The sequence below is a fragment of the Limnohabitans sp. genome (assembly GCF_044373035.1).
Classification (GTDB): Bacteria; Pseudomonadota; Gammaproteobacteria; order Burkholderiales; family Burkholderiaceae_C; genus Limnohabitans_A.
The window spans coordinates 1-17,316 of sequence record NZ_JBILQU010000061.1 but is presented as its reverse complement, the minus strand read 5'-3'; the positions used below and the strand labels follow the sequence as shown (position 1 = coordinate 17,316).

21 protein-coding genes are annotated in these 17,316 nt (G+C 62.0%); 9 read left to right on the top strand and 12 right to left on the bottom strand.

The features are described from left to right. A partial coding sequence (locus ACIQ47_RS10180) for a TA system VapC family ribonuclease toxin (protein WP_396438017.1) occupies nucleotides 1-513 on the top strand: 513 nt, incomplete at its 5' end. A gap of 11 nt (nucleotides 514-524) precedes the next feature. Here ACIQ47_RS10180 and ACIQ47_RS10175 read toward each other — a convergent pair. The 4 genes from ACIQ47_RS10175 to ACIQ47_RS10160 all read right to left on the bottom strand — a co-directional run bounded on the left by ACIQ47_RS10175 (nucleotide 525) and on the right by ACIQ47_RS10160 (nucleotide 4,446). Beyond that, the gene (locus ACIQ47_RS10175) at nucleotides 525-1,508 is read right to left on the bottom strand and encodes a tripartite tricarboxylate transporter substrate binding protein (protein WP_396438016.1); all 984 of its coding nucleotides are present in this window, start codon (nucleotides 1,506-1,508) and stop codon (nucleotides 525-527) included. Between the two features lie 106 nt (nucleotides 1,509-1,614). Next, nucleotides 1,615-2,196: a hypothetical protein gene (locus ACIQ47_RS10170; protein WP_396438015.1), complete on the bottom strand. Its 582-nt coding sequence runs from the start codon at nucleotides 2,194-2,196 to the stop codon at nucleotides 1,615-1,617. A gap of 4 nt (nucleotides 2,197-2,200) precedes the next feature. Further along, entirely contained in the window at nucleotides 2,201-3,496 is a 1,296-nt protein-coding gene (hemL, locus tag ACIQ47_RS10165; RefSeq protein WP_396438014.1) for a glutamate-1-semialdehyde 2,1-aminomutase, read from the bottom strand. Nucleotides 3,497-3,504: 8 nt separating this feature from the next. Further along, the gene (locus tag ACIQ47_RS10160) at nucleotides 3,505-4,446 is read right to left on the bottom strand and encodes a hydroxymethylpyrimidine/phosphomethylpyrimidine kinase (RefSeq protein ID WP_396438013.1); all 942 of its coding nucleotides are present in this window, start codon (nucleotides 4,444-4,446) and stop codon (nucleotides 3,505-3,507) included. 104 nt (nucleotides 4,447-4,550) lie between these two features. Here ACIQ47_RS10160 and ACIQ47_RS10155 point away from each other — a divergent pair, with 104 nt between their 5' ends. Continuing rightward, nucleotides 4,551-4,721 carry a rubredoxin gene (locus ACIQ47_RS10155; protein WP_293750619.1) on the top strand — a complete coding sequence of 57 codons (171 nt, stop codon included), beginning with the start codon at nucleotides 4,551-4,553 and terminating at the stop codon, nucleotides 4,719-4,721. Here ACIQ47_RS10155 and ACIQ47_RS10150 read toward each other — a convergent pair whose 3' ends face one another. Then, complete coding sequence (locus tag ACIQ47_RS10150; RefSeq protein WP_296292727.1) at nucleotides 4,722-6,197, bottom strand: deoxyribodipyrimidine photo-lyase; 1,476 nt, start codon at nucleotides 6,195-6,197, stop codon at nucleotides 4,722-4,724. 74 nt (nucleotides 6,198-6,271) lie between these two features. On the opposite strand from ACIQ47_RS10150, the gene ACIQ47_RS10145 reads away from it, so the two are divergent. From ACIQ47_RS10145 to ACIQ47_RS10120, 6 genes are all read left to right on the top strand, one after another. Then, nucleotides 6,272-6,895 carry a YqgE/AlgH family protein gene (locus ACIQ47_RS10145; protein ID WP_396438012.1) on the top strand — a complete coding sequence of 208 codons (624 nt, stop codon included), beginning with the start codon at nucleotides 6,272-6,274 and terminating at the stop codon, nucleotides 6,893-6,895. Next, nucleotides 6,892-7,308 (top strand): Holliday junction resolvase RuvX, encoded by a 417-nt coding sequence (gene ruvX, locus ACIQ47_RS10140; protein WP_296292725.1) that lies wholly within the window; start codon nucleotides 6,892-6,894, stop codon nucleotides 7,306-7,308. Before ACIQ47_RS10145 ends, ruvX begins: the two co-directional genes overlap by 4 nt. After that, nucleotides 7,305-7,805 (top strand): bifunctional pyr operon transcriptional regulator/uracil phosphoribosyltransferase PyrR, encoded by a 501-nt coding sequence (pyrR, locus tag ACIQ47_RS10135; protein ID WP_396428569.1) that lies wholly within the window; start codon nucleotides 7,305-7,307, stop codon nucleotides 7,803-7,805. The genes ruvX and pyrR overlap by 4 nt, the downstream gene beginning before the upstream one ends. A 16-nt stretch (nucleotides 7,806-7,821) precedes the next feature. Next, on the top strand, nucleotides 7,822-8,787 hold the full coding sequence (locus ACIQ47_RS10130; protein ID WP_296292722.1) for an aspartate carbamoyltransferase catalytic subunit: 966 nt from the start codon (nucleotides 7,822-7,824) through the stop codon (nucleotides 8,785-8,787). A 10-nt stretch (nucleotides 8,788-8,797) separates the two neighbouring features. After that, nucleotides 8,798-10,093 carry a dihydroorotase gene (locus ACIQ47_RS10125; RefSeq protein WP_396438011.1) on the top strand — a complete coding sequence of 432 codons (1,296 nt, stop codon included), beginning with the start codon at nucleotides 8,798-8,800 and terminating at the stop codon, nucleotides 10,091-10,093. A gap of 121 nt (nucleotides 10,094-10,214) precedes the next feature. Then, nucleotides 10,215-10,955: a lysophospholipid acyltransferase family protein gene (locus ACIQ47_RS10120; RefSeq protein WP_396438010.1), complete on the top strand. Its 741-nt coding sequence runs from the start codon at nucleotides 10,215-10,217 to the stop codon at nucleotides 10,953-10,955. 123 nt (nucleotides 10,956-11,078) lie between these two features. Here the strand turns inward: ACIQ47_RS10120 and ACIQ47_RS10115 are convergent, their stop codons facing one another. Both ACIQ47_RS10115 and ACIQ47_RS10110 read right to left on the bottom strand, forming a co-directional pair. After that, nucleotides 11,079-11,693 carry a hypothetical protein gene (locus ACIQ47_RS10115; RefSeq protein WP_396438009.1) on the bottom strand — a complete coding sequence of 205 codons (615 nt, stop codon included), beginning with the start codon at nucleotides 11,691-11,693 and terminating at the stop codon, nucleotides 11,079-11,081. A gap of 507 nt (nucleotides 11,694-12,200) precedes the next feature. Next, entirely contained in the window at nucleotides 12,201-13,376 is a 1,176-nt protein-coding gene (locus tag ACIQ47_RS10110; protein WP_396438008.1) for an ABC transporter ATP-binding protein, read from the bottom strand. Nucleotides 13,377-13,423: 47 nt separating this feature from the next. On the opposite strand from ACIQ47_RS10110, the gene ACIQ47_RS10105 reads away from it, so the two are divergent. Then, nucleotides 13,424-15,058, top strand: a complete 1,635-nt coding sequence (locus ACIQ47_RS10105; RefSeq protein WP_396438007.1) for an ABC transporter permease — start codon at nucleotides 13,424-13,426, stop codon at nucleotides 15,056-15,058. 24 nt (nucleotides 15,059-15,082) lie between these two features. On the opposite strand, the gene ACIQ47_RS10100 is transcribed toward ACIQ47_RS10105, so the two are convergent. From ACIQ47_RS10100 to ACIQ47_RS10080, 5 genes are all read right to left on the bottom strand, one after another. After that, nucleotides 15,083-15,709, bottom strand: a complete 627-nt coding sequence (locus tag ACIQ47_RS10100; RefSeq protein WP_396438006.1) for a pyridoxamine 5'-phosphate oxidase family protein — start codon at nucleotides 15,707-15,709, stop codon at nucleotides 15,083-15,085. A 126-nt stretch (nucleotides 15,710-15,835) separates the two neighbouring features. Further along, complete coding sequence (locus tag ACIQ47_RS10095; RefSeq protein WP_396438005.1) at nucleotides 15,836-16,111, bottom strand: DUF86 domain-containing protein; 276 nt, start codon at nucleotides 16,109-16,111, stop codon at nucleotides 15,836-15,838. Continuing rightward, nucleotides 16,101-16,409 carry a nucleotidyltransferase family protein gene (locus ACIQ47_RS10090; RefSeq protein WP_396438004.1) on the bottom strand — a complete coding sequence of 103 codons (309 nt, stop codon included), beginning with the start codon at nucleotides 16,407-16,409 and terminating at the stop codon, nucleotides 16,101-16,103. Before ACIQ47_RS10090 ends, ACIQ47_RS10095 begins: the two co-directional genes overlap by 11 nt. A gap of 114 nt (nucleotides 16,410-16,523) precedes the next feature. Next, nucleotides 16,524-16,991, bottom strand: a complete 468-nt coding sequence (locus ACIQ47_RS10085; RefSeq protein WP_396438003.1) for a hypothetical protein — start codon at nucleotides 16,989-16,991, stop codon at nucleotides 16,524-16,526. Between the two features lie 170 nt (nucleotides 16,992-17,161). After that, the coding region (locus ACIQ47_RS10080; RefSeq protein WP_396438018.1) for a DUF86 domain-containing protein at nucleotides 17,162-17,316 on the bottom strand (155 nt) is incomplete at its 5' end.

Genomic DNA, 17,316 nt, shown 5'->3' with positions numbered 1-17,316 from the left:
GGCGTGGCTGAGGCCTCGGCCAACTGGCGCTTGGCACCGGGTGATTTGCTCGATGTCAATGTGTGGGTAGGTTTGTGCAGCGCCGCTCACCCGTTTCATGCGCAGGCCATGCGCTACTGGAAATCGGCCTGCACGGCCGCAACGCCTTTGTGGTTTTGCCGAAGCACCATGATGGGTTTGGTGCGCGTGCTGTCGCAGCCCCAGGCGATGGGCCCCAATGTGTTGAACTTGACGCAGGCCATGGCCATGTACCGCCAATGGCTGGAAACGCCTGCCGTGGGTTTGCTGGCCGACCCACCCGGTTTGGATGACGCCATTGCGCAGTTACTGGGGCGTCGCGGTGAGCCCCAGCCCATTCGCTTGTGGACCGATATGTGCCTGGCGGCCACAGCCCAAAGCGCTGGCCTTCGCATGGTCACGTTTGACCGTGACTTTCAGCGGTTTGGGCTGACGCGTTGCCTGGTGTTGCCCACAGACTCCAACACCCCCACCGACCCAGACAGCGCGCCCTGAGCGCGTTCACATCAGTCGGCTTTGATGCCCTGGTCCTTGATCAGGCGGGCCCAGCGTTCGGCGTCGCGCTCGACCAGTTGGGCAAAGGCTTGCGGCGTGCTGCCGCTGGGGTCCATGCCTTGCGAAACAAATGCTTTTTGCACGTCTTCGCCGCTGAGCAGTTGGTTGATCTCGCGGTTGTACAGGTTGACGGTGTCGGCCGGCGTGCCTTTGGGGGCAAAGACGCCGTACCACATGTCCACGTTCACATTGCCCGCTTTGGCTTCGCTCAGGGTGGGCAGATCGGGCAGCAGGGCGTGACGCTTGTCACTGCCAATGCCCAACGCCACCATCCGGCCGGATCGGATGTGCGGCAAGGCCACATGGATGGGCAGGAACATCGCGTCCACCTGGCCACCCAGCAAATCGGTCACGGCCGGGCCAGTGCCTCGATAGGGGATGTGCGTCAGAAACACCCGGGCCGTGTTTTTGAACAACTCCATTGACAAGTGGTGTGGCGTGCCCACGCCGGGCGATGCGTAGTTGAGCCGGCCCGGTTGCTGTCGCGCCGCTTGCACCAATTCGCCAGCATTCTTGTAGCCGGTTTTAGGGTGCGTCACCAGCAGCAGTTGTCCCCAGCTGGTTTGCGACACGGCGCTCAGGTCTTTCACCGCGTCAAAACTCAGGCCTGGGTACAACGCCCGGTTCATGACCAAGGTGTTGACGCTCACCAATAAGGTAGCGCCATCGGGCGCGGCCCGCACGACGGCTTCGGTGCCAATGTTGCCGGAGGCGCCCACACGGTTTTCCACCACCACCGGGCGGTTCAGGCGCTGCGAGAGTTTGGGCCCCAAGGTGCGAGCGATCAGGTCGATGCCGGTGCCGGGGGTGAAGGGCACGATCAGCTTGAGTGGTGTTGGGGTGGCCGCAGTTTGCGCCCAGGCCAAAGGGGCAGTCCCCAGACTCAAAAGGCTGGCGCCCAGCAAGGTGTTCAGTTGGCGGCGTGATGAGTTCATCGGGGGGTCTCCATGGGTCTTCGGTCAATCGTCCATTATTGGTGAGCCCAGAGGCGCTGTGCACCCATGGAATCCCTGCACTTGTCGTGTGCCGGACAGTGCCGTGTCAACGAAAGCGGTACTTGAGCTGAAAACTGACCGCACCGTACAGGCGGTCTCTGAGGGGCGGAACCAAAGCCACGTTCAGGCCCCAGTGCTGGCCTTCCAGGCTGGCGGTGGGAATGAGGGCCGGAAACCAGCCGCCCTGGTAGGCATTGGGGTAGCCGTTGAAAGCCCCGGCCACCACGCCCAGTTTGACGCCGGCATAGGTCCAGGGCTGGTAATAAGCCCCCACATAGCTGGAGTTGGCGTTGTTGCTGTTGCGAAAACGCCCCGCGGTGGCCGCCCAGGTGTCGTCGATGCGGTATTCGAAGCCGATGCCCGGGTTGGCATTGCGCAGGCTTTTGTCGGAGTCAAAGTGCGCCGAGTAAAACCCGGCGTTCACCCACAGGCGACTGGCATCGAACTCGGCTTTTGCTGCGTCGCCTAGGGTGCACAGCACAGCCAAGCTGACGGCTTTGAGGCAAGAGCCCAAGATCAGATCAGGTGGAAAGGGCAATTTCACTGGGGTCACTCCGGAGAAGCCCAAGCTGTGGGCGATGTTCTTGGGGCGTGTGCCTCGCCCATCGCCCACGGGGTGGGCTCCCACAAAGTCAGAGGGTTTTGAACACATCAGCCGCCACCCGCACCGTCTCAGCGATGTCGGCTTCGGTGTGGGCGGCGCTGACAAAACCCGCTTCGTACAAAGCGGGTGCGATGTAGACACCGCCGTCCAATAAACCGTGGAAAAGCTTGTTGAACTTGGGGCTGTCACTGGTCATGACCTGGGCGTAGTTTTGCGCCAACTCGGGCAGCAAGAAGAAACCAAACATGCCGCCTTGGCAGTCGGCGCTGAAGGGCACGCCGGCATTGGCCGCAGCGCCTTTGAGACCATCGACCAGGCTTTGCGTGCGGGCGCTCAGCGCTTCAAAAAAGCCGGGCTTGGCGATCTCGCGCAGCGTGGTCAGGCCGCAGGCCGTGGCCACCGGGTTGCCGCTGAGCGTGCCCGCCTGGTACACCGGGCCGGTGGGGGCCAGTTGGCGCATGATCTCGCGCGGGCCACCAAAGGCGGCCAGCGGCATGCCGCCGCCAATCACCTTGCCCAGCACCGTCATGTCGGGCTTGAAGCCGGGAATGGCTTTGGCGTACACGCTTTGGGCGCTGCCCAAGGCCACGCGGAAACCGGACATGACTTCGTCAAACACCAGCAGCGCGCCGTACTCGGTGCACAGCTCGCGGCAGCGCGTCATGAAAGGCACGCTGGCGCGCACAAAGTTCATGTTGCCCGCAATGGGTTCAATCATCACGCAGGCCAGTTCCTTGCCGTGCAGAGCAAAGGCCTCTTCCAGCTGCTGAATGTTGTTGTACTCCAGCACCAGGGTGTCGCGCACCACTTCGGGCGGCACGCCTGCACTGGTGGGGTTGCCAAAGGTGGCCAGGCCCGAGCCGGCTTTGACCAGCAGCGCATCGGCATGGCCGTGGTAGCAGCCTTCAAACTTGATGAACTTGCTGCGGCCGGTGGCCCCGCGAGCCAGGCGCAGCGCGCTCATGCCCGCTTCGGTGCCTGAGCTGACCAGGCGCACCATTTCCATGGACGGCACATGCTTGAGGATTTCTTCGGCCAGCTCGATCTCGCGTTCGGTGGGGGCACCAAACGAGAAGCCGTCGAGGGCCGCTTTTTGCACCGCTTCGAGCACAGCGGGGTGGCCGTGGCCCAGGATCATGGGGCCCCAAGAGCCGATGTAATCGATGTATTTCTGGCCATTGGCGTCCCAAAAATAGGCGCCTTGGGCGCGCTGCACAAAGCGCGGCGTGCCGCCCACGGCGCGAAAGGCGCGCACGGGCGAGTTGACCCCACCGGGAATCACTTGGGCGGCGCGGTCAAACAGGGCTTGGTTGCGGTCGGTCATGTCGGGTCTCAGTGTTTGGTTTCGTTGAAAGGCACTTCAAAATAATCCCCCCCGGGGTGCACTTCAGGGCCATCGTCGTCGGTTTCTTCGCCTTCAGGCAGGGCCCAGAACAGGCGGTCCGGAATGACTTGGCCCATGCCGGGCCGAAAGCCTTCGTCCAGGCAGCGGTCCAGGTAGTGCAGGGCTTCGCTGGTGGCTTCGGGCAGGTCCATGCCGGTGGCCAGCAAGGCGGCCAAAGCCGCGGTGAGCGTGTCGCCCGCACCCGCAAAGACCGCCTCGATGCGTTCAAACTTTTCGTGGGTCAGCACGGTTTCGGGCGAGGCCAGCACATTGTCGATGTGTTGCTCGGGCAAGGGCAGCCCGGTCACCAAGGTGTAGGGCACGCCCAGCTCGGCAGCTGCTTTGGCGATGTCGCGCGGGCCAGGGTTGCGATCGCCGCTCCAGTCGGGCAGCAGCCAGCGGCGCAGCGTGCTGTGGTGGCCCACCAACACGCTGGTTTGGGGCAGCAACAGTTCGCGAAAAGCGTCCAAATAGGCGTCGATCTTGTCTTCTTCCCACCACGACAAGTTGGGCATGTAGGCCACGACCGGCACGCCGTCGTAGTCGTCCGACAACTCGGCGATCACCGCCAAACTCTCGGGCGTGCCGACAAAGCCCACTTTGATGACTTGCACCGGCACATCTTCGGCCACAGCGCGGGCTTGGTCGTGCACGGCTTCGTCGTCGAGCGCAAAAAAGTCGGTGATGCTGCTGGTGTCGCGCACATAAGTGCCCGTGCAAATGGGCATGCAATGCGCCCCCACCGAGGCCATGGTCACGGAGTCGCAGCTCAGGCCGCCGGCGCCGCTGGGGTCGTTGGCGTTGAAGGACAGCACGCAGGCCAGGCTGGCAGACTCTTGGTCATCCAGAAGTTGTTCTTTGTCGGTGTTGGCAGGCTTGGAATCGGTCATTGAAGGTCAAATGTCGGGGCCATGGCACCCCTCAGACAGGGCATGTGTCGAATGGGCCGATACAATCAAATTATTCTATTCGACTCTCTGATTGCGACACGGTGATGGAACACAAAACTTGGATGTGCCTGATTTGCGGCTGGATTTACGACGAAGCCGAGGGCGACCCCGAGCACGGCATTGCGCCGGGCACCCAATGGGCAGACGTGCCCATGAACTGGACTTGCCCCGAATGCGCGGCCCGCAAGGAAGATTTCGAGATGGTCGCCATCTGATCAGTCGGCGCTTTTCTTGACCACCGCATACCGGGCCAGCGTTTTCTCGCGGGCTTCGGGGTGGTCAACGATGGGGGCAGGGTAAGTCTTGCCAACCACCACCCCCGCCGCTTGCAATTCCATGGGTTTGGCCAGCCAGGGGGCGTGCAACGCGGCCGTGGGCAGGGCCGCCAACTCGGGCACATAGCGGCGGATGAACTTTCCCTCGGGGTCAAATTTTTCGCTTTGGCTGATCGGGTTGAAGATGCGAAAGTAGGGCTGCGCGTCACACCCGCTGGAGCTGGCCCACTGCCAGCCGCCGTTGTTGGCCGACAGGTCAAAGTCGTTCAGGTGGGTAGCAAAGTACTTTTCGCCCCAGCGCCAGTCGATGCCCAAATCCTTGACCAAAAAGCTCGCCACCACCATGCGCAGGCGGTTGTGCATGTAGCCCGTCTGGTTGATCTGGCGCATGGCCGCGTCCACCAGCGGGTAACCGGTACGCGCTTCGCACCAAGCGTCAAACAACTTGTGGGCGTGGGGGCCATGTTCCCAGCGGATGGCGTCGTAGTCGGGCTTGAAGCTTTTGCCTTGGCCCACATGGGCAAAGTTGTGCAGCACCTGCACATAAAAGTCGCGCCAAATCAACTCTGACAGCCACACACTGGCCCCCGTGCTGCCCGCCAGCATGCGTGGATGCGCCTCGCGGGCCAGTTGGCGGATCGACACGGTGCCAAAGCGCAAATGCACGCTCAGGTAACTGGGGCCTTTGACGGCCGGAAAGTTGCGTGTGTCTTCGTACTGGTCAATGCGGGTCAAAAAGTCTTGCAGCAAGGCCTGCGCGCCCGACTCCCCCGTGGGGATTTTCAGGGCCTGCAGGTTGGTGGGCTCAAAGCCCATGTCGTGCAGGCTGGGCACCGGATGCGCCAAATCATCGGGGCGCGGGGCCAGCCGTTTAGCCAGTGCGGCCACCTCGAAAGCCTGCAGGTCTTCGGGCGTGACTTTTTTCAACCAGGCGTTTTTGTAGGGCGTGAAGACGCTGAAGGGCTTGGCCATTTGGGTCAGCACCTCGTGGCGCTCAAACACCACATGGTCCTTGAAGGTGTGCAGCACGATGCCGTGGTCGGCCAGATGGCCGCGCACTTGGATGTCGCGCGCCAGCGCCAGGGGCTCGTCGTCGTGGTTGGCAAACACCACTTGGGCCTGCAGGTGCTGGGCCAGTTTGACGATTTTGTCCTTGGCCACGCCGTGGCGCACGATCAGGCCCGCCTGCGGGTGGCCCGACATTTCCCGCAAACGGACATCGACTTCGACCAGCGACTCGCGGATGAACTCGACCCGGCGGTCGGCGCGGGGCAGGGCGTCCAAAATTTCGGTGTCGAACACAAAGACCACATGCACCCGCTGACAGTGCTGCAAGGCATGGTGCAGGGCTGCGTGGTCACTCACGCGCAGGTCGCGCCGCAGCCAGACCAGGCCACAAGAAAAAGGGGTTTCCATCGGGGTTTGCCGGTTTGAGTCAAACAATGCACCCGTGACCCCGCCTGCAGAGTCGGGACCGCTAAAATCGGTGCATGACCGCTGATTCTGCCTCCATTGACCTCAAGCATCATTTCCTGATCGCCATGCCCGGGTTGGAGGACGAGGCATTCGCCCGCAGCGTCATCTACATGTGCGAGCACAGCCCCCGCGGGGCCATGGGCCTGATCATCAACAAACCCTCTGACATCAGCATGCGCCTTTTGTTTGACAAGGTGGAGTTGCCCCTGCGCCGCGAAGACCTGATGCAAAACCCAGTGGGTCACGGCGGGCCAATGCAAACCGAGCGCGGCTTTGTGCTGCACGACCCTTTGCACGGCCCTTTTCACGATCCACTTTGCACGGACAAGACCCAACAAGAAGGCTCGGCTTACGCGTCGACGCTCACCGTGCCCGGTGGGCTGGAGATGACCACTTCGCGTGACGTCCTTGAAGCCCTGTCTTCTGGCGCAGGCCCGCGCCGTGTGCTGGTCACGCTGGGCTATGCGTCTTGGGGTGAAGGCCAACTCGAATCCGAGTTGGGCGAGAACACCTGGCTCACGGTGGCGGCCTCTGCTGAAGTGATTTTTGAGGTGCCCATGGCCGAGCGTTACGACCGCGCCCTGGAACTGCTGGGCCTCAAAAGCTGGATGCTCTCGCCTGACGCGGGGCACGCATGAACAGCACGCCCGACCAAGCCATCCCTTCCCATCACCAGAGTTTTCTGGCCTTTGACTATGGCCTCAAGCGCACTGGCGTGGCCGTGGGCAACCGACTGATCAAATCGGCTACTCCGCAGGGCACCATCGCCGCCGAGGGCGACGCCCGCTTTGAGCACATTGCCAAACGCATCCAAGAGTGGCAGCCCGATGCACTGGTGATCGGTGTGCCCACCCATCCCGATGGCGGCGAGCACGAAAACACCTTGCGCGCCCGCAAGTTCGGCCGCCAGTTGCGCGGCCGTTTTGGCCTGTCGGTGTACGAAGTGGACGAGCGCTACACCACCACCGAAGCGCATGCTTATGGCGCCAAAGACGCCGATGCGGCGGCGGCGGCGATCATTCTGGACCAATTCTTAAGGAGCCTGCCATGAGTGCTTTGGCGTTGAATGCAGAAGCCCTGTACCAAGAACTCTTGCGCGGCGTGCGCAGCCTGTGTCAGGACAACACCCGCCTCGTGGGCATCACCTCGGGTGGTGCCTGGCTGGCCCAGCGCCTGCAACGCGACCTGGGCCTGGCCGGTGAAGCGGGTCAGGTGTCTTCGGTCATGCACCGCGACGACTTTGCCCAGCGCGGCTTGTCGGCAGGTGGTCAGACCAGCATGCCGTTTGAGGTGGCTGGGGCCGACATCCTGATCCTCGACGATGTGCTCTACACCGGCCGCACGATTCGCGCCGTGCTGAACGAAATCTTTGACTACGGCCGCCCCGCCCGCGTGCAGCTGGCCGTGCTGGTGGACCGTGGTGGGCGCCAGCTGCCGGTGCAGGCCGACTTCGCCGCTGCCCGCGTGGCCCTGCCCGAGACGCAATCGCTGGCGCTGGCCCGCGACGAGGCGGGTCGATTCAGTTTCGAAGTGGAGAACAAAGCCTGACTGAGGTGAAAACAACATGCTCTACAAACGCAACAACCCCCAACTCAACCAAAACGGCGAGCTGATCCACCTGCTCTCCACCGAAGGCTTGTCCAAGGACATCCTCACCCACATCCTTGACACGGCGGCCAGTTTCGTCAGCGTGAGCGACCGCGAAGTCAAAAAGGTGCCCCTCTTGCGCGGCAAGAGCGTGTTCAACCTGTTTTTTGAAAACAGCACCCGCACCCGCACGACCTTTGACATTGCCGCCACCCGCTTGTCGGCTGACGTGTACACGCTGGACATTGCCCGCTCGTCGGCAGCCAAGGGCGAGTCGCTGCTTGACACGATTGCCAACCTGAGCGCGATGGCCGCCGACATCTTTGTGGTGCGCCACAGCGAGTCGGGCGCGCCGTATTTGATCGCGCAGCATGTCGCGCCCCATGTGCATGTGGTCAATGCGGGTGACGGGCGGCACGCCCACCCTACCCAGGGCCTGCTGGACATGTACACCATCCGGCACTACAAAAAAGACTTTGCCAACCTCACCGTGGCCATTGTGGGTGATGTGCTGCACTCGCGCGTGGCGCGGTCTGACATTCACGCACTCACCACGCTGGGCTGCGCCGAAGTGCGTGTGGTTGGCCCTAAAACGCTGGTGCCCGCCGACATGGCCCAGATGGGTGTGCGCGTGTTCAACAACCTCGAAGAAGGCATCAAGGACTGTGACGTGGTCATCATGCTGCGCCTGCAAAACGAACGCATGAGCGGCGCGCTGCTGCCCTCCAGCCAGGAATACTTCGAGAGTTTTGGTCTGACCCCCGAAAAACTGCAACGGGCCAAGCCCGACGCCATCGTCATGCACCCGGGCCCGATCAACCGGGGGGTCGAGATCGACTCGGCCGTGGTCGACGGCCAGCAAAGCGTGATCTTGCCGCAGGTGACCTTTGGCATCGCGGTGCGCATGGCGGTGATGAGCATCGTCGCTGGCAACGAGGCTTAAGGAAAAAACCATGAAGCTCTTGATTCAAAACGGCCGCGTGATCGACCCCGCCAGCGGCTTTGACCAAACCGCCGATGTGACCATCGCCGCCGGACGCATCGTGGCCGTGGGCCAGTTGCCCGCCGACTTCAAGCCCAACCGCGTGATCGATGCCCATGGTTGCATCGTGGCACCGGGTCTGGTGGATTTGGCAGCACGCCTGCGCGAACCTGGCCAGGAGCACGCGGGCATGCTGGAGAGCGAAATGGCCGCCGCTGTGGCCGGTGGCGTGACCTGCCTGGTCTGCCCGCCCGACACAGACCCGGTGCTCGACGAGCCGGGTCTGGTCGAGATGCTGCGCTACCGCGCCGAAAAATTGCACCAAGCGCGTGTGCTGCCGCTGGGTGCGCTCACGGTGGGCCTCAAGGGCGATGTGCTGACCGAAATGGGCCAGCTGACTGCCGCTGGTTGCGTGGGGTTTTCTCAGGCCGAGGTGCCGATTGCCAGCACCCAGGTGCTGCAACGCGCGCTGCAATACGCCAGCACCTTTGGCTACACCGTCTGGCTGCGCCCGCAGGAGCTGCACCTGGGCAAAGGCGTGGCCGCCAGTGGCCCGCTGGCCACGCGCATGGGCTTGTCGGGCGTCTCGGTGGCGGCCGAGACGATTGCCCTGCACACGATTTTTGAGCTGGTGCGCAGCACCCGTGCCCGCGTGCACCTGTGCCGGATCAGCAGCGCCCAGGGCGTGGAGCTGATCCGCAAGGCGAAGGCCGAGGGCCTGCCCGTCACGGCCGATGTGAGCATCAACTCGCTGCACCTGACCGACGCCGACATGGGCTACTTTGACAGCCGTTCCCGCCTCACGCCGGTGCTGCGCCAGCAGCGCGACCGCGACGCCTTGCGTGCAGGACTGGCCGATGGCACGATCGACGCGCTGGTGTCGGACCACACCCCGGTGGACGCCGACGCCAAGGCTTTGCCATTTGCCGAAGCCGAACCTGGTGCCACCGGCATGGAGCTGCTGTGGAGCCTGGCGCTCAAGTGGGGTCAGGAGGCCGCTTTGCCTGTGCCGCAAGTGCTCTCGCGCCTCACCGCCGATCCGGCCCGCGTGCTCGGCACCACCTTGGGCAACCTGCAAGACTCAGTGGGTCATCTGGCCGTGGGGGGCGTGGCCGATGTGTGCGTGCTGTCCACCGAAGGCCACTGGTTGGTGAGCGAGGCTTCGCTGCGCACTCAGGGCAAAAGCACGCCGTTTTCCGGTTACGAGTTGCCCGGCCGCGTGTTGGCCACGGTGGTCGGCGGGCAAGTGGCGTTCGAGGCCGCGTGAGACACACCCAAGTGACGCACATTCTTGCAGGAGCCCACCCCCGTGGGCGATGCGACGTGCATTGGTCCGCAGGACACCACTCGTGCGATCAAAACTTGACAACACAAGCGGTCGCGCAGTTATGAACTTTGTGATGGCCATCTGGAAATTCCTGCGCGGCCTGTGGCATGTGCTCATGGGCATGTGGACCATTTACCTGCGCTTTCCCCAGCTGAGTCCCGAGCAGCGTGAGATGCGCGTGCAAGCCTGGGCGCTGCAATTTTTGGCACTGTGGGGCATCCATTTGCGGGTGCTTGGCCAACCGCTGCCCAGCGGACCGGCGCTCATGGTGGCCAACCACATCTCATGGCTCGACATCCTGGTCATTCACGCGGCCAGGCACTGCCGATTCGTCTCCAAATCCGACATCCGCGACTGGCCGCTGGTGGGCATGCTGGCCACGGGCGCAGGCACGCTCTACATCGAACGCACCAACCGCAAAGACGCGCTGCGCATGGTCAAAGACATGGCCGACGCCATGAGGAATGGGGATGTGGTGGCGGTGTTCCCCGAAGGCACAACCAGCGACGGGCGCGAGTTGCTGCCCTTTCACGCCAACCTGATCCAGGCGGCCATCCAGGCCGAAGCCATGGTGCAGCCCATGTCGCTCAAATTCGTCGATGCCCAAACGGGCGAGCTCAGTTTTGCGCCGTGCTACATCGGCGACGACACCCTGATCGGCTCCATGTGGCGCACCCTGAAAGCCCGCCGTATCGAAGCCGTGGTGCACTTTGGCGAACCCCAAGCTGCTATGGGACGTGACCGCCGGGCATGGGCGCAGGACCTTCGCCGGGACATCACAATATTGCGGGACACCCCCTGAGTCGGTCTCTCATGGCCCTTTTTGTGGCCCATCAACCTGATCCAGCCCGGCTGCCCATACATCAGGCCTTTGGCCTGAGGGGTTTAACAGCCAGCGCAAACCTTGCCCACTTGGTGTTTTGCCTCAGTCCGTGGCTTCTCGGGTGATTTGCCATTGGCCACTGCGCCACACCCAATGCATGGTCTTGCGGTCGATCGAACGAACACGCTCGTCCTGGTAGATCTGCGTGAAGCGCACTGTGGCCTGGCTTGCGTTGAACTGGATGGTGAGATTTTGAATGTCGTGTCGGATGCTTTTTTTACTGGCGATGCGCTGCGTACGCTGCTTGACCCAAGCAGGGCGGCTCAGCCCCTTGGGGGGCTCGAAATCGCTGGCGTACATGCCCAGATACTGAGGGATGGCCTGTCCACCCCAGGCTTGGCTCCATTGATCAATCGCCTGACGCAGCGCCGCTTCACTGCCGCTGGCCTGGGTTGGTGGGGGCAACTGATGCGCGGTCGTGGTGGCTGGGGCCGCGGTGGCCAGGCGCTTTGGGGATTCAGCGGTCCTGTTGACAGGCCGTTGAACGGGCGAACTTTCGCTCAAGGGGGTCACGATCACAGAACCGGGTGGCTCAATGGGGGGTGTCCAGCCGCCGCTTTGGGCGTCGTTTTTGGCCATCAATTGTGACAAGTGCATCAGCGCCAAAACCAACAAAATCCAAAAAAAATGGCGTTTTTTCAGAGTTGCGGATTTCATGGCCAATGGTGCGACAAGCGCATCGTGGGTGCATGTCCCTTGTGCATCACGCAAAGCCCAGTGCGGCAAGGCGCGTGAAGCCTGGTCCGAGGTTGCACGAGGCGGCGAGGCCAGCGCGACGTGCCTGAAATCCAAAAAACCAGCTTGATTCTCGGTTGCGGATCTCGCAGATTTTTTTTAGGCTTGGATAAGATTTCGAAACCATCGGTTTTTCAAGTAGGACTGTTTTTTGGAGTGTTCCACATTTTATTGTATTCCGGTAAAGGTATTTTTTTTAGAAGAACATCAAAGAATTATTAAAAATAAGAATTTTGATTAATTTGGTAGGTGCCGACAGGACTCAAGACCTTGAAAGCGTTCTGCTCTTGCATTGGAGCAGCTTGTATTCACCAAAGACCGCCACCGGTTAAAAACGGGGGGCAGATGGCAGGCAGTGAGGGGAAGATGAAAGAGCCGAGGGACAGCCTTGGCAACGGCTTTTTGGGCATGAAAAGCCGATCTCCAAACCTACATTTCATGTAAATTTGATCTTTTGATATTTTGATGTATTGAATCGGTGTGCTCGCGGGCTTTGGCTTGGGCGCAGGGCATCTGGCAAAGTTCACGGTCGGTCATTGGGCAGGTGCGGTTGAAGGTGACGACGTGGTCCACTTCGGCCCGAATGCCGATCCATTCGCCGATCTTGTGGTCATGGTGGCTGGGCACATGGGCCATCAGCTGTTCGCCCGTGGCCAGCTGCAAGGTGTACAAAAACTCCGAGCCCCGAAAAGCCTTGCGCACGATCTGAGCCTTCACCGGGGCGTCGTCGTCGTGCACGATGTCGTCGGCCCGCAGCAGCACGTCGCACTGACCGTCTTCAAACGCGCAAGGCAAAGGGCATTCGGCCACATCGCGCAACTCACCCACCGGGGTATTGACCAAGATGTGTCCGTCCACTTCGCGCAGCGTGGCAGGGGTGAACACGCCATGACCGATGAAGTCGGCCACAAAGCGGGTGGCCGGACGGTGATAAAGGCTGTAGGCGTCGTCCCACTGGTGCAACTGGCCTTCGTTCATCACACCAATCACGTCGCCGATCGCGAAGGCTTCGAGCTGGTCGTGCGTGACCAGCAGGGCGGTGGCCTGGGCGGCTTTGAGGATGTTGCGTACTTCTTGCGCCAGACGTTCGCGCAGGTCGATGTCCAGGTTGGAAAACGGCTCATCCAGCAGCAGCAGGTCGGGCTTGGGAGCCAGGGCGCGGGCCAGCGCCACGCGTTGCTGTTGGCCCCCCGACAACTCGTGGGCAAAGCGCTTGTCAGAGCCGGTCAGTCCCACGAGTTCCAGCACCTCGGCCACCCGTTTTTGGCGCTCGGCTTTGGGCAGGTGTTCCAGGCCAAAGCCGACGTTACGGCCTACGTCCATGTGCGGAAACAGCGCATAGTCCTGAAACACCATGCCGATGCGGCGACGCTCAGCCGGCTCGGTGTGGCCCTTTTCACTCACCACCCGGTTGGACAGCAAAATCTGCCCCCCTGAGATGGGCTCCAGCCCTGCCACCGCACGCAGCAAGGTGGTTTTGCCGCAGCCAGAAGGCCCGATCAGCACACCGATATCGCCCGATCTCAGCCCAAGGTTCACCCCTCGCACGGCGAAAGCGGTGGTGCCGGGGTATTGGATGTCCAGTTGGCGGAGTTCTAGAAACATGCTCTGGATTGTATGCAGGTTGTTTTGCGCTCCTACAATCGAAGCCTATGCTGACCACTTTGGCCCGCCGTTTATCGGGCTTTCCCTCCTTGCTGTTTGCCTTGCTGTCACTGGTTTTGGCCTTGCCTGTGCTGGCCGTGCTGGGTTCGTGGGTGCAGTGGAGCGATGAGAGTGCCAACATCTTGCTGGAGATGGCTCGCACGGTGCTGCCCGATTACGCGTTGACCACCCTGGGTCTTTGCCTCATGGTGGCGGTGGGTGTGACGGTGCTGGGCTTGGCCACCGCAGCGCTGGTGACGCTGTTCGATTTTCCGGGGCGCGGGGTGTTGGAGTGGCTGCTGCTGCTGCCGCTGGCCATGCCGGCTTATGTGGTGGCCTATGCCTACACCGACTTCTTGCAGTTCAGCGGCCCGCTGCAGGGGGCTTTGCGCGAGGCGCTGGGCTTGCAGGGGCGTTTGTGGCCCGATGTGCGCAGCGTCTGGGGCGCGGCCCTGGTGTTCACGCTCTCGCTTTACCCTTATGTGTATTTGCTGGCCCGCACTGCCTTGGTCGAGCGGGCTTCGGGCCTGATGGAAGCAGCCCGTTTGCTGGGCGCGCCTTTGTCCCGTCGCATCCGCGAAATCGCCTTGCCGCTGTCCCGCCCAGCTGTGGCGGCCGGTGTGGCGCTGGCCCTCATGGAAACCCTGGCCGATTTTGGGGTGTCCAGTTACTTCGGCATCCAGACTTTCACGGCCGGTATTTACAAGGCTTGGCTTTCGATGGATAACCGCATCGCCGCCGCGCAACTGGCCACGGTGTTGCTGGCCGTGGTGGTGGTCTTGCTGCAGTTGGAGCAACGCGCCCAAAAGCGCATGCGCTTCAACCAAGGGCGTGGATCGCGTCAGGGCTCTGCCGAGGCCCAGCCGGTTCAACTGATGGGGGTGCACCGCGTGCTGGCCTGGGGGCTGTGCGGCTTGCCGGTGCTGCTGGGTTTTGTCTTGCCCGTGCTCATCATGCTGCGCGCTTTGATGGGTGAGACCACCGCGCTGCCCTGGGAGCGTTTTGGCCAATGGGCCTGGACCAGTTTGCGCTTGGGCGCGGTGACCGCTGTGCTCGCCGTGGGCGTGGCGATGGCCTTGTCTTTCAGCGTGCGCACTCGCGGTGATGCGATCAGCCGTTGGTCGATTGCCCTGGTCGGTTTGGGTTATGCCATTCCCGGGGCGGTGGTGGTGGTGGGCTTGTTGCTGCCGGTGGGTTGGACTCAGCAAATCTGGCCTGCGTCTTCGGCCGGGTCCTGGATCACGGCCACCTCGCTGGGCCTGGTGTGGGCCTATCTGGTACGCTTTTGCGCGGTGGCCTTGCAGTCGGTGCAAAGCGGCTACGCCCGCATTCCTGTGAGCCTCGATGATTCGGCCCGCATGCTGGGCGTGACCGGGTGGGGCCTGATGCGCCGCGTGCACGCCCCCTTGCTGCAACGCACCACCATGGCGGCGGCCTTGTTGGTGTTTGTGGACGTGATGAAGGAGCTGCCCGCCACCTTGGTGCTGCGCCCCTTCAACAGCGACACCCTGGCGGTGGTGGCCTATCAGCTGGCGCGCGATGAGCGCCTGGGTGAGGCCGCGCTGCCCTCGCTGGCGCTGGTGCTGGTGGGCTTGATTCCGGTCATCTTGCTCAGCCGTACCCTGCGGCAAAAACATGGGTAATTCAAACTTCAACGGGTCGGATCACTAAAGCGATTGCCGGTAGCGTTCCATCATCTGGGCCTGAGTTTCGCCTTCAATCTCTTCGCCTTTGAAGGCGCGAATCTGATCGCGCAGCATCTCGGTCATGTTGGGCATCTGCCCACGGGCGACTTGACGCGATGCATCCCAAAGCTGCGAGCGCATGAACGCCTTGGCGCAGTGCAAATATACCGACTCCACCGCCACGCGAATGACCAGCGCGGGCGCGCGCCGTGCATCGGCGCACAGCGCCAAATTAGCCGGGTCGGTGGACAGCACGGCGCGGCCATTGACGCGCAAGGTCTCGTCAAAACCCGGCACCATGAACAACAAACCCAACCGCCCCGTGGCGATGATGTTCTCCAGCGTGTCCAGCCGGTTGTTGCCCGGTGCGTCGGGCAGCAGCAGCGTGTGCGCGTCGGGCGCCTTGACGAAACCCGGCTCGCCCCCGCGCGGCGACGCGTCCATGTGTCCGTCTGCGTCGCTGCTGGCCAGCACCACAAAAGGCGACAAGCCGACGAACTGCACCGCATGCGCGTCCAGCGCTGGGATTTCTTTTTTGAGTGCGCGCTCTCGGGCCGGGCCGTAGAGCTGGCGCAGGGCTTCTAGGGTGGTGATGTGTGGGGTGGTCATGGGCGGCTGGCTGTGGTCAGGCGAAATACCCGAATTGGGTTGGTTCGTACCCATTAATTAAGCTTACTCGCCCAGCAAAGCCTGAACGGCTTTGATCAAACCAGGCAGAGACTGTTGAGCAATGGTTCACACCGTACTCGGGTTGACCGTGGCGTAACCATGGATCAATTGATTCCGAAACGCCACGATTTGAGGCAGGTCAGGCGGTTGAGCTGCCATGGCTGCATCCAACTTGGAGAGTTGGTTCAGGGCTTCTCTGATCACTTCAAACTTGCGTTCAACTGCGGCCTGAACCAGTTGATTGTTTTCGTAGGAGGCAACATCCAAGCCTGCTGTGAAAGTTTGAATGGCCTGTGCCGCTTCACGCACATCCCACAAAAAAGCGCGTGGGTCACGTTGCATAGATCGCCTCGCGGTACCGGTTGATGCTCGCCAGCACAAAGGGGTTGCGCACGGCACCGGGCTCGACCAGATCGACACCCCGACCCAACAAGGATTCCAGCTCGGACTTGATGCCAAAAAAGCGGTGCAGGTCGGCGGGTGCTTCTTTTGAAAACTCCACCAAAAAGTCGGTGTCGCTGTGCTCGGCATCAAAGTCGTCGCCGCGAGCAGCCGAGCCGAACACCTCCAGTCGGCGGATTTGGTATCGCTGACAGATGGCCGAAATGTCGGCACGGTGTTGGGCTATGGCGGGGTGCATGGGGCAAGTTTAGCGAGGTTCTGAGGCAATCGGCCCACGAGCCCTCTCAATTCGAGTCCAGAAAATTCAGCAGCGCAACGCACGCAAGCTGCAGGAGTTGAAGGAAAGAAGCGGTCAATGCCCCTCTGCCGTCGCCAGATCGATCACGCGTTGGGCAGTTGTGCCTTGCTTCAGTGCGGTGCGGGGTGACTGGCCGTCCAGTGCCGGGTGCGGGCTTTCCAGGAAAGCCAGCAATTGCCAGCCGTCGGTCGAACCCAAGGCGGCGGCCATGGGTGCGAGGACCGGAAAGATGAACGGCTCGAACTGCCAGCGGGGCAGCTTGTAGCCCCGGCGCAGGTGCGACACGCCAATGCAGCGGCCGCTTTTGATCCAGGCGTTCATGGTCACGCGGGTGGTGCCCGACAGGGCAGCGGCTTCGTCGGTGGTGATCATGTCAGCGGCCTGAATGCGTTGCAGCCGGTACTGCGCGCCAAAGTGCAGCAGCGCATTGGTTTGCGCTTCTGAGGCGTAGGGGTCTTGTTCACTGGCTTTGTCACGGGGCATTTCCGGTGCGGCCGAAAGGGGGAAGGTGAGGGTGTTCATGGTGTTCTTCCTGGTGCATCCGCTTGACCAACGAAACGGGGCTAGCACCCAAGATGCCGGCGCCGTAATTTTAAGTTGATTTGTTAATCTCGTAAAGTTCGTTATTTGCGTAAGTCATGGGGTATGGCCACCCATGTGCATTGAATATGGCTTTAAGCCCCGAGCCTGGCTCACTCAGGAACGATGGAATCAAGCTGAACTTTGAGTGTGGGCAGGGCTGTTTGCAACGTGCCCCAAACCACGGCAAGGTCGATGTCGAAATAACCGTGTGCAATGCGGTTGCGCATGCCGCGCATGCTTCGCCATGGAATTTCCGCATGCTCTG

Coding starts and splice junctions, on each gene's coding strand:
- ACIQ47_RS10175 (WP_396438016.1), bottom strand. CDS start 1,508: ATGAACTCATCACGCCGCCAACTGAACACCTTGCTGGGCGCCAGCCTT.
- hemL (WP_396438014.1), bottom strand. CDS start 3,496: ATGACCGACCGCAACCAAGCCCTGTTTGACCGCGCCGCCCAAGTGATT.
- ACIQ47_RS10160 (WP_396438013.1), bottom strand. CDS start 4,446: ATGACCGATTCCAAGCCTGCCAACACCGACAAAGAACAACTTCTGGAT.
- ACIQ47_RS10155 (WP_293750619.1), top strand. CDS start 4,551: ATGGAACACAAAACTTGGATGTGCCTGATTTGCGGCTGGATTTACGAC.
- ACIQ47_RS10150 (WP_296292727.1), bottom strand. CDS start 6,197: ATGGAAACCCCTTTTTCTTGTGGCCTGGTCTGGCTGCGGCGCGACCTG.
- ACIQ47_RS10145 (WP_396438012.1), top strand. CDS start 6,272: ATGACCGCTGATTCTGCCTCCATTGACCTCAAGCATCATTTCCTGATC.
- ruvX (WP_296292725.1), top strand. CDS start 6,892: ATGAACAGCACGCCCGACCAAGCCATCCCTTCCCATCACCAGAGTTTT.
- pyrR (WP_396428569.1), top strand. CDS start 7,305: ATGAGTGCTTTGGCGTTGAATGCAGAAGCCCTGTACCAAGAACTCTTG.
- ACIQ47_RS10130 (WP_296292722.1), top strand. CDS start 7,822: ATGCTCTACAAACGCAACAACCCCCAACTCAACCAAAACGGCGAGCTG.
- ACIQ47_RS10125 (WP_396438011.1), top strand. CDS start 8,798: ATGAAGCTCTTGATTCAAAACGGCCGCGTGATCGACCCCGCCAGCGGC.
- ACIQ47_RS10120 (WP_396438010.1), top strand. CDS start 10,215: ATGAACTTTGTGATGGCCATCTGGAAATTCCTGCGCGGCCTGTGGCAT.
- ACIQ47_RS10115 (WP_396438009.1), bottom strand. CDS start 11,693: ATGAAATCCGCAACTCTGAAAAAACGCCATTTTTTTTGGATTTTGTTG.
- ACIQ47_RS10110 (WP_396438008.1), bottom strand. CDS start 13,376: ATGTTTCTAGAACTCCGCCAACTGGACATCCAATACCCCGGCACCACC.
- ACIQ47_RS10105 (WP_396438007.1), top strand. CDS start 13,424: ATGCTGACCACTTTGGCCCGCCGTTTATCGGGCTTTCCCTCCTTGCTG.
- ACIQ47_RS10100 (WP_396438006.1), bottom strand. CDS start 15,709: ATGACCACCCCACACATCACCACCCTAGAAGCCCTGCGCCAGCTCTAC.
- ACIQ47_RS10095 (WP_396438005.1), bottom strand. CDS start 16,111: ATGCAACGTGACCCACGCGCTTTTTTGTGGGATGTGCGTGAAGCGGCA.
- ACIQ47_RS10090 (WP_396438004.1), bottom strand. CDS start 16,409: ATGCACCCCGCCATAGCCCAACACCGTGCCGACATTTCGGCCATCTGT.
- ACIQ47_RS10085 (WP_396438003.1), bottom strand. CDS start 16,991: ATGAACACCCTCACCTTCCCCCTTTCGGCCGCACCGGAAATGCCCCGT.